This is a genomic window from Streptomyces sp. WM6378 (genome assembly GCF_001279695.1).
Taxonomy (GTDB): domain Bacteria; phylum Actinomycetota; class Actinomycetes; order Streptomycetales; family Streptomycetaceae; genus Streptomyces.
In genome coordinates this window covers 13,083-28,930 of sequence record NZ_LGDD01000268.1, presented here as the reverse complement: position 1 = coordinate 28,930, position 15,848 = coordinate 13,083, and the positions used below count along the sequence as shown (strand labels likewise).

Annotated in this window: 11 protein-coding genes, 1 pseudogene and 1 riboswitch; of the genes and pseudogenes, 6 read left to right on the top strand and 6 right to left on the bottom strand. The window is 73.4% G+C overall.

What is annotated here, in order from left to right:
• Positions 1 to 4 precede the first annotated feature (4 nt).
• The 6 genes from ADK54_RS20625 to ADK54_RS20600 all read right to left on the bottom strand — a co-directional run bounded on the left by ADK54_RS20625 (position 5) and on the right by ADK54_RS20600 (position 7,571).
• Positions 5 to 823: an ECF transporter S component gene (locus ADK54_RS20625; protein ID WP_053727140.1), complete on the bottom strand. Its 819-nt coding sequence runs from the start codon at positions 821 to 823 to the stop codon at positions 5 to 7.
• Complete coding sequence (locus ADK54_RS20620; protein ID WP_053727139.1) at positions 820 to 2,583, bottom strand: ABC transporter ATP-binding protein; 1,764 nt, start codon at positions 2,581 to 2,583, stop codon at positions 820 to 822. Before ADK54_RS20620 ends, ADK54_RS20625 begins: the two co-directional genes overlap by 4 nt.
• Positions 2,580 to 3,938 (bottom strand): energy-coupling factor transporter transmembrane component T, encoded by a 1,359-nt coding sequence (locus tag ADK54_RS20615; protein ID WP_234392149.1) that lies wholly within the window; start codon positions 3,936 to 3,938, stop codon positions 2,580 to 2,582. The genes ADK54_RS20620 and ADK54_RS20615 overlap by 4 nt, the downstream gene beginning before the upstream one ends.
• A 7-nt stretch (positions 3,939 to 3,945) precedes the next feature.
• A complete protein-coding gene (locus ADK54_RS20610; RefSeq protein WP_234392148.1) occupies positions 3,946 to 4,590 on the bottom strand; it encodes an SCO2322 family protein in 645 nt (214 codons plus the stop codon).
• Positions 4,590 to 5,816: a prenyltransferase/squalene oxidase repeat-containing protein gene (locus tag ADK54_RS20605; RefSeq protein ID WP_053727138.1), complete on the bottom strand. Its 1,227-nt coding sequence runs from the start codon at positions 5,814 to 5,816 to the stop codon at positions 4,590 to 4,592. The genes ADK54_RS20610 and ADK54_RS20605 overlap by 1 nt, the downstream gene beginning before the upstream one ends.
• 114 nt (positions 5,817 to 5,930) lie before the next feature.
• Positions 5,931 to 6,047: riboswitch (cobalamin riboswitch) on the bottom strand.
• A gap of 429 nt (positions 6,048 to 6,476) precedes the next feature.
• Positions 6,477 to 7,571 carry an MBL fold metallo-hydrolase gene (locus ADK54_RS20600; protein ID WP_053727137.1) on the bottom strand — a complete coding sequence of 365 codons (1,095 nt, stop codon included), beginning with the start codon at positions 7,569 to 7,571 and terminating at the stop codon, positions 6,477 to 6,479.
• 286 nt (positions 7,572 to 7,857) lie between these two features.
• Between ADK54_RS20600 and ADK54_RS20595 the strand changes: the two genes are divergently transcribed.
• From ADK54_RS20595 to ADK54_RS20575, 6 genes and pseudogenes are all read left to right on the top strand, one after another.
• Positions 7,858 to 9,318, top strand: a complete 1,461-nt coding sequence (locus ADK54_RS20595; protein WP_053727136.1) for an aldehyde dehydrogenase — start codon at positions 7,858 to 7,860, stop codon at positions 9,316 to 9,318.
• On the top strand, positions 9,318 to 9,551 hold the full coding sequence (locus ADK54_RS20590) for a ferredoxin (protein WP_053727135.1): 234 nt from the start codon (positions 9,318 to 9,320) through the stop codon (positions 9,549 to 9,551). The genes ADK54_RS20595 and ADK54_RS20590 overlap by 1 nt, the downstream gene beginning before the upstream one ends.
• 186 nt (positions 9,552 to 9,737) lie before the next feature.
• Positions 9,738 to 12,335 carry a class III lanthionine synthetase LanKC gene (gene lanKC, locus ADK54_RS20585; protein ID WP_053727134.1) on the top strand — a complete coding sequence of 866 codons (2,598 nt, stop codon included), beginning with the start codon at positions 9,738 to 9,740 and terminating at the stop codon, positions 12,333 to 12,335.
• Positions 12,336 to 12,386: 51 nt separating this feature from the next.
• The gene (locus tag ADK54_RS44990; RefSeq protein WP_107090581.1) at positions 12,387 to 12,521 is read left to right on the top strand and encodes a SapB/AmfS family lanthipeptide; all 135 of its coding nucleotides are present in this window, start codon (positions 12,387 to 12,389) and stop codon (positions 12,519 to 12,521) included.
• An 88-nt stretch (positions 12,522 to 12,609) separates the two neighbouring features.
• Positions 12,610 to 14,265: an ATP-binding cassette domain-containing protein gene (locus ADK54_RS20580; protein ID WP_234392147.1), complete on the top strand. Its 1,656-nt coding sequence runs from the start codon at positions 12,610 to 12,612 to the stop codon at positions 14,263 to 14,265.
• A pseudogene (locus ADK54_RS20575) lies at positions 14,265 to 15,647 on the top strand (ATP-binding cassette domain-containing protein); the annotation flags it as partial. The gene ADK54_RS20580 and the pseudogene ADK54_RS20575, both read left to right, overlap by 1 nt.
• Positions 15,648 to 15,848 lie beyond the last annotated feature (201 nt).

Sequence of the window (15,848 nt, the reverse complement as noted above, 5' to 3'; positions counted from 1 at the left end):
CTTTTCAGGCCTCGAATGTGACCTGGGCCTCGAAGGCGGCGCGCCTCGTCGCACGCCTCAACGCCTTGAGCGCAGTGGCGCCGAGAGTGAGGGTCAGTACGACCGTGAGCGCCGCCCGGCCCAGGTCCCAGCCGAGCGAGGTGGCCGCGCAGTAGGCGAAGAAGCGGATCAGGTTCTCGTGGAGTGCGTCGCCGGGGTGGAAGGAGATGCCCGAGGCCATGCCGCCGATGAAGGTCCAGCCCTGGAGGTTCATGACCGTGCCGTACGCGAGTGAGGCCAGCGCCCCGTAGAGCGCGAGCAGGGCCAGTTCGGCCCGGCCGCGCAGGCGGTGCGGGCCCGGCAGCAGGCCCGCGCCCATCGTGAACCAGCCCATCGCGAGCATCTGGAACGGCATCCACGGCCCGACCCCGCCGGTCAGCAGGGCCGAGGCGAACATCGTCACCGAGCCGAGTACGAAGCCGAAGCCCGGGCCGAGCACGCGGCCGCTCAGCACCATCAGGAAGAACATCGGCTCCAGGCCCGCCGTGCCCGCGCCCAGTGGGCGCAGCGCGGCGCCCACCGCGGCGAGCACGCCGAGCATCGCGACGGCCTTGGCGTCCATGCCGTCGTCGGCGATCGTGGCGATCACCACACCCACGAGGAGGGGGAGCAGGGCGGCGAAGAGCCAGGGGGCGTCCTGGGCGTGCGCGAGGCCGGAGTCCGCGTCGGCGAGCAGCGGCCAGCCGAAGGCCGCGATGCCGATGAGGGTGATGAGGGAGAGGGCGATCACCGCGCGCGGGCCCAGGCGGACAGGTCGTGCGCTCCCCTTCACGACAGGGGTCATGACAGGCTTCCCGACAGGGCCTCGCGTACTTGCGGGACGGTGAGCCAGTGCTGCGGGGCGAGGATCTTGGCGACCTGCGGGGCGAAGGCGGGGGAGGAGACGACGACCTCGGCCGTCGGGCCGTCCGCCACGACCTCACCGCCCGCGAGGATCACGACACGGTGCGCGAGCTCTGCGGCCAGCTCCACGTCGTGGGTCGCGAGCACGATGGCATGGCCCTCGGCGGCGAGCGCCCGCAGCACCTCGACCAGGCGGGCCTTCGCCGCGTAGTCCAGGCCGCGGGTCGGCTCGTCCAGGAGGAGCAGGGGAGGGCAGCCGGTCAGGACGATCGCCAGCGCGAGCGCCAGGCGCTGGCCCTCGGAGAGGTCGCGGGGGTGCGTGTCGTCCCGTACGCCCGGGAGCAGCGCGGTCACCAGGTCGCGGCAGCTTCCCGGGGTCGCCCCGGCGTCCTCGTCCGCGGCGGTGCACTCCGCGGCGACGGTGTTCGCGTACAGCAGGTCCCTTGGTTCCTGCGGTACGAGGCCGACCTCGCGGATCAGTTCGCTCGGTGGGGTGCGGTGGGGGGTGCGGCCGCCCACGGTGACGCTGCCCTGGGTCGGCTCGATCATCCCCACGAGGGTGCCCAGCAGGGTCGACTTTCCGGCGCCGTTGCGGCCCATCAGGGCGATGGTCTCGCCCGGGGTGACCTTGAGGTCCACGCGGCGCAGCGCCTCCACACGGCCGCGGCGTACGCCCAGGGCGGTGGCGGTCGCTGTGGTGGGCGGGCTGGGGGTGCCCGGGGGGCGGCGGAACAGGTTGGCCAGGGTGCGTTTTGCGGCTGCGGGCCGGTGGGCGGGCACCCGGCCTGCGGCCGGGTCGTCTTTCCCACCCGCATGGCCGTGGTGGGGAGGCGGCTGCGGGGTGTCACCGTTGGTGTGGGGCGGCTGCGGGGGTCGCGGGGTGTGGGTGGCCAGTTGGTTGCGCAGGGTGGTGGCTCTTCGGCGGGCGTCTCGTACTGACAAGGGGAGCGGATCCCAGCCGGCCAGGTGGCCCAGGGCCACCACCGGGGGGCGGACGGGGGAGATCTTCATGATGTCCGCCGGGGTTCCCATCGCCGGGGGCGCGCCAGGGGCGGGGAGGAGGATGACCTGGTCCGCGTACTGGACCACCCTTTCCAGGCGGTGTTCCGCCAGCAGGACCGTCGTGCCCAGGTCGTGCACCAGGCGCTGGAGGACAGAGAGGACGTCCTCCGCCGCGGCGGGATCAAGGGCCGAGGTCGGCTCGTCCAGGACCAGGACCTTCGGGTGCGGGGTGAGGACCGAGCCGATCGCGACGCGCTGCTGCTGGCCGCCGGAGAGCGTGGCGATCGGGCGGTCGCGCAGTTCTGCCAGGCCGAGCAGGTCCAGGGTCTCCTCGACGCGGCGGCGCATCACCGCCGGAGCCAGGCCCAACGACTCCATTCCGTAGGCGAGTTCGTCCTCGACGGTGTCGGTGACGAAGTGGGCGAGGGGGTCCTGGCCCACCGTGCCGACCAGGTCGGCGAGTTCGCGCGGCTTGTGGGTGCGGGTGTCGCGGCCGTCCACGGTGACCCGGCCGCGCAGGGTGCCGCCGGTGAAATGCGGGACGAGCCCGGAGACCGTACCGAGCAGCGTCGACTTGCCCACCCCGGACGGGCCGACCAGAAGGACCAACTCCCCCTCGGGGACGGTGAGTTCGACGCCCCGCACGGTCGGCTCCTCAGCGGAGTCGTACGTGACCGACACGTTCTCGAACCGGATCACGGGGACTCCTTCGGTGGAACGGGTGCGACGAACGCCGGGAGCAGACCGGCGAGCAGGGACAGCGCGGGCCACAGCGGCAGGCCCGGCGCGGTCAGCGGGACGACCCCGAGCGTGAGGGCCTGTGGAGCGTACGTACCCGCCCAGACCATCAGCGCCGCGACCGCCGCGCCGGAGCCGGCCACCAGCCAGGAGCGGAGGCCCCAGCGGTCGGGGCGGTAGCGGGTACGGATCTGGCGGCGGCCGCCGAGGCGGAGCCCGGCGAGCGAGGCGAGCAGGCCCGCGGCGAGGACGGGAAGGCCGTACGCGGCGCCTTCGGAGGCGAGCAGTCCGTACGTTCCCGCGCAGACTCCCAGGAGTCCGCCGAGGGTGAGGACGGTGGTGGTGAGGCGTACGGGGGCGGGGACCTGGGCGGTGCGGCCGTAGCCGCGCGCGTCCATCGAGGCGGCCACGGCGACCGAGCGCTCCAGGGCGCCTTCGAGCACCGGCAGGCCGATCTGGGCGATCGCCCTGATGCCGCCGGTGGGGCGGCCGCGCAGCCTCCGCGCGGTACGCAGCCGTACGACGTCGGCGACCATGTTCGGCGCGAAGGTCATCGCGACGACGACCGCGACCCCGGCCTCGTACAGGGCGCCGGGCAGGGACTTGAGGAGCCGGGCCGGGTTGGCGAGGGCGTTCGCCGCGCCCACGCAGATCAGCAGCGTGGCGAGGCGCGCCCCGTCGTACAGGGCGAAGAGCATGCCCTCCGCGGTGACCCGGCCGCCGACGCGGATACCCTTCGCCCAGTCGGGGAGCGGGAGTTCGGGGAGCGTGAGCAGCGTGTGGCTGCCGGGGATCGGGGAGCCGAGGACCAGGTTGAAGGCGAGGCGCAGGCCGACGACGAACAGGCCGATCTTGATGAAAGCGGTGTACGAGCGGGCCCAGGGGGCGTCCGTCTTGCGAGCCGCCACGACGTATCCGGCGACGCCGACGAGGAGGCCGAGCAGGAGGGGGTTGTTCGTCCTCGACGCGGCTGTGGCGAGGCCCAGCGCCCAGAGCCACCAGGCGCCGGGGTGCACGGCGTTGCTCCGGCTGGCCTCGGGGGCGGTCAGCCTCCGGCTCGGGGTTCGGGGGGTGGCCCCGGGCCGGGGGGCGCGGGTTTCGGCCCCGGGCCGGCGGGGGTGCGCCCGGCCTGCGGCCGGGCCGTCTTTCCCACCCGCACCACCCGTACTACTGAGTGGATACGTGCAGGCCTCCCCGCGGGAGGTTCCCGCCGTCGGCGGCTGCCGATCGTGGGGGCTGGCCAGGGGGCTCGCGGCCGCGTCGGGTTCCGCGTTCGCCGGGGTCGGGCTAGGCGGGAGGGGCTTCTCGTCGGGCATCCCCGGGTCAGTTCTTACGGCGGCGGGATTGCCAGATCGCTGCCGCGCCCAGGGCCACGACCGCTGCCACTCCTGCCAGGAGGCCCACCGAGGGGCCGCTGTTGTGGGTGGTCTTCGCGGGCTCGGCGGGCTTGGCCGCCGACGGGTCGGCCACCTGCTCGCCGCAGCCCGTGCGCGGGTAGTCGGCGATCGCGCACAGCAGGGCCGCGCTGTTGTAGCGGAGCGGCTTGGCCACGGCGGCCAGGGCGTCGGCGCTGGTGGCGTCGGGGGACACCTGGGCGCAGGCGGTGCGCGGGGTGGGCGGGGTCTCGCCCTGGTCGGCGTCCTGGGGCGTGCCGAAGTCGATGACCAGCGCGACCCGCTTCGTGCCGTCCTTGGTCGGCGTCGCACCGCACACCGCCTCGAAGGACGGCGTCGTACGCGGCTGGGACGCGTCCTTGGAGTCCGCGCTCACCGCGAAGCGGAAGCCCTGGACCGAGCCGTCGCCGGGGTGCGCGGACGCCGGGCCCTGGGTGGCGTACGTCCAGTTGTCACCGGTCAGGTCCCAGAAGGACCAGTACCGGTACCCGGCCGCCTGCGCCGACCCCGTACCGGCGGCGAGCGCCACCAGCGTGAGGAGCAGGGCCGCGAACGAAGCGAGTCGCGTCCGCATCACAGCTGCTGGTTCTTCTTGCGGCCGCTGATCAGGAAGCCGACGCCGATACCGGCGACCAGGCCGACGCCGACGATCCACCAGACGGAGATTCCGTCGTTCTTCTTTTCCTTGGACTCCGCGGCGGGGGCCGATGACGGGGCCGCCTGGGGGGCCGGGCCCGTGGCGTTCAGGGACTGGATCAGGTTCGTGCCGCCGAAGTTCTTCGGGTCCGCGCCGGTGGCGTCGGCGGCGAAGACGAGCTGGGCGTAGGCGGCGGGGCCGTTCTCCTTGGCCCAGGCGGCGGCGTTCTTCGACAGCCAGTCGGCGGAGGCCTTGGCCTGCTGGGCCATGCCGTCGGCGGCCAGGGCGACGACCGCGTCCGCGGTGTTGCCGAAGTCGGGCTGGTCGGCGGCGCCCGGCATCGTGGACTTCAGGAACCCGGTCGGGGCCAGCGTCTTGGCGAGGTAGGCGGCGCCGTTGTGCGCGGCCTGCTCGGAGGTGGTGGCCTTCTCGCAGGCGGTGCCCTTAGTGTCGGCCTGGCCGGCGGTGGCGGTGAGGCCCTTGCCGAGCGCGCCGGTCACGGCGGCGGCGGTCGCATCGGCGTTGGCGTACAGCTTCTGAGTCTTGGGGTCCGGCTGGAAGGCGAAGGCGCCGGCGCCGGCGGGGTCGTCGCAGGGCAGCGCGAAGGTGAGCAGCGCGTCGAAGGGGGACTTGCCGCCCTTCGCGGACTTCACGTCGGCGGGCTTCTCGCCGGCGGCGGCGAGTGCGCCGATCACGATGCCGGTGGAGTTGGCGTCGCTGCCGCCCATGCCCGGGGTGTACGGCCAGCCGCCGTCGTCCTGCTGCACCGACTTCAGCCAGGTGATGCCCTTCTTGACGGCGTCGGTGTGACCGCCGACCGCGACGAGGGCCTGCACGGCGGCGGAGGTGGCGTTGGTGTCCAGCTTCGTCGCGTCGCAGGCCTTGGCGGTGTCCGCGCGGAACGACATGAAGGAGCCGTCGGCGCACTGCTGGCCGGCGAGCCAGGCCACGGCCTGCTCGGCGGGCTTGACGTTCGCCTTCTCCTGGGCGAGGAAGGCGAGGGACTGCCGGAAGACACCGTCGTACTGGGGGTCCTTCGTGCCGTACAGGCCCGGCGGGACCGCCGCGGGGGACGGCGTGCCGTCGGCGAATGCCGCCGGGGCGGCACCGCCAAGGACGGCGGTGGCGGCGGCGAGCGCTGCGGCGCAGCGGCGTACGGTCATGGCGGGCGGTGCCTCTCCTGCGGGGGAGCGCGGGCACGGGCGCGCGCTGGCACCCGGCTCCGGCTCCGTATGCCTCGACGGTGCCGGTCACCTGCGGTGTGCGGGTGACGTGTGAGCCGGTCATGCGGTGACGGGGCATTCCGGCTTGGCCTGGCGGCTTCACGGCTGCGGGTCAGCGCCGGGTTTGCACCGGCTTCCCCCCCCCGTACGGGCATGACGACGACGCGACCACCCTACCGGGCGGGGGTCGGGCGCCCTGCGGGGCCTTCCCCCACCCCGGGTGGTGATGCGGCCCGGCGGGATGCACTGGGGCTCCGCCCCAGACCCCGTTGGGGCCCCACTCCACCCCTTCCCGAAACCCTCCGGGGGTGAGGGGTGGGGTGGGGTCTGTTTGTTGGGGGGCACCCCCGGACCCCTGCGCAGGGTGGGACGGTTTTCGGCTGCGGACCGTGCGTGGCTGGTCGCGCAGTTCCCCGCGCCCCTCAGCAGGGTTGACCCTGGCCCGCACCGGAGCATTTCAGCCCGTCCGGCGTTTGAGGACGAGCGCCCTTCAGGCGCGAACGGGGTCTGGGGCGGAGCCCCAGGGGCGACCACCGGGCCGCACCCGGACATCTCACCCCCGGAGGGTCTCGGGAAGGGGCGGGGTGGGGGAAAGGCCCCCTAAACCGCCCGGTACCGCACCACTCCGCCCCCCACCACCCGCTCCGCCCGCCCCAGCTTCTCCAGGCGCCGCACATGCGCCTCCGCCTCCGACACCGCGATCGTGCGCGACCCGTACGGGATCTGGGACCACGGCCGGTTCCACTCCATGCGTTCCGCGAGTTGCCAGGGGGTGAGGGGGGTGGAGAGGAGGGCCAGCAGGCCCTTCAGGCGGTCCTCGTGGTGGGCCAGGAGCTCCCTCACCCGCGAGGCCGGCTCGGTGAAGGCGTGCTGGTGGGCCGGGAGCACCTCGGCGACTCCGAGGCGGCCGATGCGTTCGAGGGAGTCGAGATAGTCGCCGAGGGGGTCGGCTGCCTCCCCCAAGCTCTCAACTCCGGTCGAGGAGGGGGTACCCCCGGCCTCGTCGGGGTCCTCGTACAGGCCGATGTGCGGAGTGATGCCGGGCAGCAGGTGGTCGCCGCTGAACAGGCGCCCGTTTCCCGGGAGTTGGGAGGGGTGGGCCTCCTCCAGGTGGAGGCAGACGTGGCCCGGCGTGTGCCCCGGCGTCCAGATCGCGCGGAGCCGGCGCCCGGCGAGCGGCAGCAGGTCGCCGGGCACGATCTCGCGGTCGGGCAGCGCGGCCCGCAGCCCCGGCAGGGTCCGCATCCGGCCCGAGGCACGGGCCTCGCGCAGCGGGGCGATGTGTTCCTCGGGCGCGCCGACCCCGGCCAGCTTGGCGCACAAGTAGTCCAGCCAGACGCCCGGTTCGGCCTCGCGGGTGCGGCGTACGACGGCGGTGTCGGCGGCGTGCATCGCGATCCACGCGCCGGAGGCCTCGCGGACCTGGCCGGAGAGCCCGTGGTGGTCGGGGTGGTGGTGGGTGATGACCACGCCGTGGACGGCCGAGACGTCCGTGCCGAGCGCGCGAAGGCCGGCGGCCAGGGTGTCCCAGGAGGCCGGGTCGTCCCACCCGGTGTCGACGAGCACCGGGCCCCGGTCGGTGTCGACGAGGTGGACCAGGGTGTGGCCCAGCGGGTTGTCCGGGATGGGCACCTTGATGGAGTGGACGCCGCCACCGTGGTCGGTCACCTGAGGCGCGGCTGGCTCCTGCGGCATGGAGTCCTCGTCTCTCCGGGAGTCCCGCTGGGCGCACGGAATCCCTCTGGGTGCACGCCCGGCGGCACGCTTCCCCCTCACTATAACTAGAACTGGTTTCAGTGGTTGGCTGGGTCAACCAGTTTCCAGTAATCGGACACGGCCCAACCGGTGGTACCACTACGTTGCTCGGTCCGTGGACTCCTGCAACTAGAACTGGTATCAGTTCTGAAACAGAGTCAGGTAACCAAAGCAGGCGAACGAAGTCAGGCAGCCGTCAGGAAAAGCCCCGCAGGAGGCACCAGGCATGACCGAGCTCGTGGAACACGGACAGCTTTTCATCGGCGGGGAGTTGACCGACCCCCTCGGCTCCGACGTCATCGAGGTGATCTCGCCCCACACCGAGCAGGTCATCGGCCGCGTCCCGCATGCGTCCCGGGCGGATGTGGACCGGGCCGTGGCCGCCGCGCGCAAGTCGTTCGACGAAGGACCCTGGGCGCGGGCCACGCCCGAGGAGCGCATCGAGGTCGTGACGCGGATCAAGGACGCGATCCTGGTCCGGCACGAGGAGATCGCCAAATCGATCAGCTCGCAGAACGGCTCCCCGTACTCCTGGAGCGTGCTCGCGCAGGCGCTCGGCGCGATGATGGTGTGGGACTCCGCCATCACCGTCGCCCGCCAATTCCCTTACGAGGAAAGGCGATCCGGGGCCCTCGGTCCGATCCTCGTGCGGCGCGAACCGGTCGGCGTGGTGGCGGCCGTCGTGCCGTGGAACGTCCCGCAGTTCGTGGCCGCGGCCAAGCTCGGGCCCGCGCTGCTCACCGGCTGCTCGGTGATCCTCAAGCCGTCTCCCGAGTCGCCCCTGGACTCGTACATCCTCGGCGAGATAGCGGCCGAGGCCGGGCTCCCGGAGGGCGTCCTCTCGATCCTGCCCGCGGACCGCGAGGTCAGCGAGTACCTCGTCGGGCACCCCGGCATCGACAAGGTGTCCTTCACCGGGTCCGTCGCGGCCGGCAAGCGCGTGATGGAGGTCGCCGCGCGCAACCTCACCCGCGTCACCCTGGAGCTCGGCGGCAAGTCGGCCGCGGTGATCCTGCCCGACGCGGACCTGGCGGCGACCGTCGCGGGCGTCGTCCCGGCCGCCTGGATGAACAACGGCCAGGCGTGCGTGGCCCAGACCCGCATCCTGGCGCCGCGGAGCCGTTACGACGAGATCGCCGAGGCGTTCGCGGCAGCGGCCGGCGCGCTCGTCGTCGGGGATCCGCTGGATGCCGCCACCCAGGTCGGGCCGCTGGTCGCCAAGCGGCAGCAGCAGCGCTCGCTCGACTACATCCGGATCGGACAGGAGGAAGGCGCCAAGATCCTCACCGGCGGCGGCCGTCCGGCCGGGCTCGACCGGGGCTGGTACGTCGAGCCGACCCTCTTCGGCGGGGTCGACAACACGATGCGCATCGCCCGCGAGGAGATCTTCGGCCCGGTCATCTGCCTGCTGCCGTACGGGGACGAGGCCGAGGCGCTCAGGATCGCCAATGACTCCGAGTACGGGCTCAGCGGCAGCGTGTGGACCGGCGACGTCGAGCACGGGATTGACTTTGGTCGCAAGGTTCGTACCGGGACCTTCAACGTCAACACCTTCAGCCTCGACATGCTCGGGCCGTTCGGCGGCTACAAGTCCTCCGGTCTGGGGCGGGAGTTCGGGCCCGAGGGCTTCAGTGAGTATCTGGAGCACAAGATGATCCACCTGCCCGCCGGGCACGGAGGCGAGTGATGGGCGACCGCTGGCACGTCGAGGTCGACCGGAGCGTGTGCATCGGCTCCGGCATGTGCGTCAACCACGCCCCGGCCGGCTTCGAACTCGACACCGCACGTCAGTCCCACCCCCGCACCCCCGACACCGACGCCAACGAACAGATCCTGGCCGCCGCCGAGGGCTGCCCCGTCGAGGCCATCCTGATCACCCTGCACGACTCCCGCGAAACGGTGTTCCCGCCCGAGGAATAGCCCCGGAACAGTCCTGTTTGCCCCCTCCCGTTCGATCCCCTGCGAACACAGGTTGATCCATGCGTAGCGCACGGCGACCTCATGACAGGCGTGACTGTCCGGGCCCGTCGGCGGCGTGGAAAAGTCGTCCACGCCGTCGAGGGGGGGAGCGCCAACTCGATGTCATGACGTCGAGGGGGAGGCACCATGGACAAGCGGTACGAGGTCTTCTGTCTGGCGGACAGGTATTTCTACGAGACCCCGGACCGCTTGTCCTCCTCGCGCACCGACGGCAGCACCGGCGACGGCAGCACTGTCGACGGCGCCAGCAGCGGCCGGGTGCCGCTCTTCGAGGCCGCGCAGCGCACCGTCCCCGAGGGCTGGACGGCCCAACTCGCAGGAGACTGGCTGCACTTCAGCCCCGACGGCATACCGGGGCGCAGAGTGCGGCCGCAGCAGGGCTGGAAGATCCACGTCTCGGCCTGTCTGGACAACGCCGAGAAGACGGCGTCGTACGTGTGGGACTACTGCGTGGCGCGCGCCATACCCTTCAAGTTCGTGCCCGGACGCCGGCCGCTGCACCTGCGCAACTCCAAGTACGCGGGCCGCGGCTCCAGCGGCAAGTTCGCCACGATCTACCCGGCGGACGAGGCCGAATTCCGGTTGATACTGGAGGAGTTGGGCGCCCTGCTCGCGGGGGAGCCGGGGCCGTACATCCTCAGTGATCTGCGCTGGGGCCAGGGTCCGCTCTACGTCCGCTACGGCGGGTTCACCAAGCGGCACTGCGTCGATGCCAACGGCACCCTGGTGACCGCGATCGAGAACGGCGACGGGGTGCTCGTGCCCGACCGCCGCGACCCCGTCTTCCATCTGCCCGACTGGGTCGCCCTGCCCGAGTTCCTGGCGCCGCACCTCGCCGCCCGCAACGCGACCACCACTGGCGACCTGCCCTACCGCATCGAGCGCGCCCTGCACTTCTCCAACGGCGGCGGCGTCTACGCCGGGACCGACACCCGCACCGGCGAGAAGGTCGTCCTCAAGGAGGCCAGGCCCCACGCCGGGCTCGCCGCGGACGGCGCCGACGCGGTGACCCGCCTGGAGCGCGAGAAGGCCGCCCTGGAACAGGTCGACGGGCTCGGCGTCGCACCCGCCGTACGCGACTGGTTCACCCTCGGCGAGCACCGCTTCCTCGTCATGGACTTCCTCGAAGGACGCACCCTCAACTCCTTCTTCGCGCACCGCCACCCGCTCATCGGCGTCGAGCCGGACCCGGACGCGGTCGCCGAGTACACCCAGTGGGCGCTGCGCGTCCTCGGGGCCGTCGAGGACGCGGTGGCCGCCGTGCACGAGCGGGGCATCGTCTTCAACGACCTGCACATGTTCAACATCATGGTCGACCCCGACGAACAGGGCGTACGGCTCCTCGACTTCGAGGCCGCGCTGCCCGTCGACGACCACCGCGGCCAGTCCATGGCGCATCCCGGCTTCATCGCGCCCCTGGACCGCAAGGGCTTCGACGTGGACCGCTACGCGTTGGCCTGTCTGCGGCTCGCGCTGTTCGTGCCGATGACGAGCCTCCTGGTGATCGACCGGTCCAAGGCCGCCCACCTCGCCGAGATCGCCGCCTCCCAGTTCCCCGGCCTGCCCGCCGGCTGCCTCGACGAGGCGGTCCGGGTCATCGAGGGGGAGAGCGCGCCGATGGGCGGGTGCGTGCCCGTCGAGCCGGGCGACTGGCCCGCGAGCCGCGACTCCATGGCCGCCGCCGTCCTCGCCTCCGCGACCCCCGAGCGCGACGACCGGCTCTTCCCCGGCGACGTCGCCCAGTTCGCCGACGGCGGCGGGCTCGGCCTCGCGCACGGCGCCGCCGGAGTCCTCTACGCGCTCGCCGAGACCGGCGCCGCCCGCTACCCCGAGGGCGAGGAGTGGCTGCTCGCGCACACCGCGCCGCCGCCGTCGGGCACTCCGCTCGGCCTGTACGACGGGCTCGCCGGAGTCGCCTTCGTCCTCGACCGGCTCGGCCACACCGAACGGGCCCACGAGCTCATCGAGTCCGTCCTGGCCGAGAACTGGCAGCGCTTGGCCCCCGAACTGCACGGCGGAATAGCCGGATTGGGCCTCGTGCTCGATCAACTCGGCTTCAAGGAACAGGCGTTGAAGGCGGCCGAGCTGCTCGCCGCCCGCACCGACGGCGGCCGCCGGGCCGGGCTCCTGCACGGCGCCACCGGCCCCGCCCTGTTCCTGCTCCGCCTGTACGAGTCCACCGGCGACCCCGCGCTGCTCGACCGGGCCGCCGAGGAGCTGCGCCGCGACCTCGACCGTTGCGTCACCAACCCGGCCGGCACCCTCGTCGTCAACGACAGCACGCGCACCCTGCCCTATCTGGGCGGAGGCAGCGTCGGCATCGCCGCCGTGCTCGACGACTTCCTGGCGCACCGCCCCGACGAGGCGTTCCGCGAGGCGCGGGACAAGATCCTGCCTGCCGCGCGCTCCCGGTACTACGGCCAGTCCGGCCTGTTCAACGGGCGCGCCGGGATGGTCCTCCACCTGGCCAGGACCGGGGCGCCGCCCGCCTGGCTCGCCGAGCAGATCGACGGCCTCGCCTGGTACGCCCTGCCCTACCAAGGCCGACTCGCCTTCCCCGGCGACCAGATGATGCGGCTCTCCATGGACCTCGCGACCGGCACGGCGGGCTGCCTCCTGGCGCTCGGCGCGGCCCTCGCCGACCGGCCCGTCGGACTGCCCTTCCTGGCCCCCACCCCCGCCGCCCCACCGGGCGGCCCCACAGACGGCCCCACCCGGGGCTGAAACCCCGTCCCCCACGGACGGCATCGCACATCGCCGACAAAGGAGAATGCAATGTCCCTTCTCGACCTGCAGAACCTCGACGTTGAGCTCGACATCGACGAGGGCGACGGCGGCGGCCACGGCGGCGGAAGCTCGCTCAGCCTGCTGCTCTGTGACAGCGTCGCCAGCCTGACGCTCTGCCTGTAATTCACCGCGTGATCAGGTGATGCAGTGAACGACGCGGCCCCGCCCGGCACCGCTCGCCGGCCGGGGCCGCCGCATGCGGGAGGCCGCCTTGCTGTTGCGTGAGACCGTCCGGCAGAGCGCCGGCCCCGGCACCCTGATCCTGCTGCTCAGCTGCGCGTCGGCCGGCGCCGGGCTCGCCCTGCCCGCGGCACTCGGCCGCGCCCTCGACCTGGTCCTGGCCGGACGGCAGGCCGAAGCAGGACCCTCGATCACCCTGTGCGTCGTCCTCACCGTGCTCGCGGTCCTGATCGGCGCCTACGAATCCGCCGTCACCGCGACCGCCACCGCCCGCAGCGCCGCCTGGATCCGGCGCCGGGTGCTCGGCCACGTACTGGACGCCGGCACTCAACAGGCTTGTTCCGAGGGTGAGTTGGTGGCTCGCCTCACCGGCAACGCCGTCCAGGCCGCGACCGTACCGGTGTCGATCGCGGGCACCCTCGCGGCCGTCGTCACCCCGGTCGGCGGCCTGATCGCGCTCGCCCTGACCGACTGGTGGACCGCCCTGGTGGTGCTCGCGGGGATGCCCCTGTTCGCCCTGCTCCTGAAGGTGTTCGTCCGCGGCTCCGGCGCCAGCAGCGCCGGGTATCTGGGCACCCAGGGCGAGATCGCGGGCCGCCTCCTCGAAGCGGTGCGCGGCGCCCGTACGATCGCCGCCGCCGGACACCCCGAGCGCGACGCGGCCCGCATCCTGGCCCCGCTGCCCGAACTCTCCCGCCAGGGCCACCGCATGTGGGAGGTCCTCGGCCGCTCCACCGCCCAGGCCGCGATCCTCCTGCCGCTGCTCCAGCTCGCCGTCCTCGCGGTCGCCGGACTGCGCGTCGCGCGCGGCGACCTGAGCGTCGGCGGCCTCCTCGCCGCCTGGCGGTACGCGGCCCTCGCCACCGGCACCGGCGCCCTGGTCGGCATGGTCAACACCCTGACCCGCGGCCGCACCGCCGCCGCCCGGCTCCAGGACGTCCTGGGCGGCGGCACGACGGCGTACGGAAGCGATGAACTACCCAATGGCAATGGTGAGTTGACGCTCCGAGGCGTTGTGCACGGACCCCTGCGCGGGGTCGATCTGACGGTGCCGGGCGGGGCCGTGGTCGCCGTCGTCGGGCGCTCGGGCAGTGGCAAGTCGGCGCTCGCCGCCGTCGCCGGCCGCCTCGCCGACCCGGAGTCGGGAACCGTCGCCCTCGACGGCGTGCCGCTGCCGTCCCTCACGCGGGCCGAGCTGCGCCGCGCCGTCGGCTACGCCTTCGCCCGGCCGGTGCTGCTCGGCGGCACAGTGGGCGGCACCATCGCGTACGGGGCCGAAGAGCCGGGCGAGGCCGGGGTGCACGCCGCCGCCCGCGCCGCCTGCGCCGACGGCTTCATCCGTACGATGCCCGACGGCTACGCCACGCCCTGCGCGAGCGCCCCGCTGTCCGGCGGAGAGGCCCAACGCCTGGGTCTGGCACGGGCGTTCGCGCATCCCGGCCGACTGCTGATCCTGGACGACGCGACCTCCAGCCTCGACTCCGCCACCGAGCTCAAGGTCTCCCAGGCGCTGCTGCGCGGCACCGGCACCCACCTGATCATCGCCCTGCGGGCCTCGACGGCGGCCCGCGCGGACCTCGTCGTATGGCTGGAGGACGGGCGGTTGCGCGCGGTCGCGCCCCACCGTGATCTCTATCAACTCGCCGACTACCGCGCTGTGTTCGGGGAGGCCGACGCGTCGTGCTGATGAGTCTGCTGAGGCGGCGCAAGCGGGTGCTGCTGCGCCTCGCCGGATGGTCGCTGCTCGAATCCGCCCAGACCTTCCTCCTCGGCTTCGCCCTCGCCCGCGCCCTGGACGACGGCTTCCTCGCGGGCCGCGCCGCCATGGGGACCGGCTGGCTCGCGGCGGCCGCCGTCGCCGTGTTCGCCGGGGCCTGGGGGACGCGCCGGGTGTACGGGGCGGTCGCCGCGTTCGTCGAGCCCGTACGGGACGAACTGGTGCGGGCGGTGGTGACGCGCGGCCTGCGCGAGGCGGGCGACGCCGCGCTTTCCCGCCTCACCCAGCAGGTGGAGCTGGCCAGGGACACCCTCGCCGGGCTCGTGCTCGTCGCCCGCACCTTCGTCTTCACCGCCGCCGGGGCCCTCTTCGGCCTCTTCGCCCTCGCGCCCGTCCTGCTCCCGGTGGTCGGCGGCCCGCTGCTCGTGGGGCTCGCGCTCTTCGCCCTGACGCTCGGCCCGCTCGCCCGCCGCCAGGAGGAGTTCCTGGCCGCCGACGAACGCCTGGCCGCCGAACTCGGCCTGACAGCAAGCGGGTTGAGGGACATCGAGGCATCGGGCGCCCACGAGCGCGCGGCCAAGAGCGCCGGGGAACGCATCGACGACGAGTACCGCGCGGCGCGCTCGCTCGCCCACTGGGGCGTGGCCCGCACCTTCGCCGTGGGCATCGGCGGGCGGCTGCCCCTGGTGCTGCTCCTGGTCACCGCGCCCTGGCTGCTGCGGCACGGGGTCACGGCGGGCGGCCTGGCGGGCGCGCTCGCCTACCTCACCCAGTCGCTGCTGCCCGCCCTCCAGGCCCTGGTGCAGGGCCTCGGCACCTCGGGCGCCCGCCTCACGGTCGTGCTGCGCAGGCTGACCGCGGGGGAGGAGGAGCCTCCGGCTCGGGTGCGGTACGAGAGTGAGTCCTGGCCGGTGCGGCTGCGCGAGCTCGTCTTCGCGTACGGGCCCGGCGCGGCCCCGGTCATCGACCGGCTCGACCTGGCCGTACCGGCCGGCGAGCGGCTGGCAGTGGCCGGGCCCAGTGGCATCGGCAAGTCCACCCTGCTCGGGCTGATCGCCGGGGTGCTCCGGCCGGACGCCGGAGAGGTCGCGACGGGCTGCGACCGAGTCCTCGTACCGCAGGAGGCGTACGTCTTCACCGCCACCCTCCGCGAGAACCTCGGCTACGTCTGCCCGCAATCGCCTTCGGACCAGGCCCTGTTGGCGTCGGCCGAGGCGGTCGGGGCGGGGCCGCTCCTGGCGCGGCTCGGCGGGCTCGACGCCGTGCTCGACCCCGCCGCGCTCTCCGCCGCCGACCGCCAGCTCATCGCGCTGGCGCGGGCGCACGTCTCGCCCGCGCCCCTGGTGCTGCTCGACGAGGCGACCTGCCATCTGGACCCGGCCGCCGAGGCGCGCGCGGAGCGGGCGTTCACCGGACGCACCCTCGTGGTCGTGGCCCACCGCACCGGATCGGCCCGGCGCGCGGACCGCGTACTGCTCATGGACGGGGCCCGCGCCGAACTCGGCACCCACGAGGAACTCCTGGCCCGCTCCGCGTTCTACCGCGACCTCACC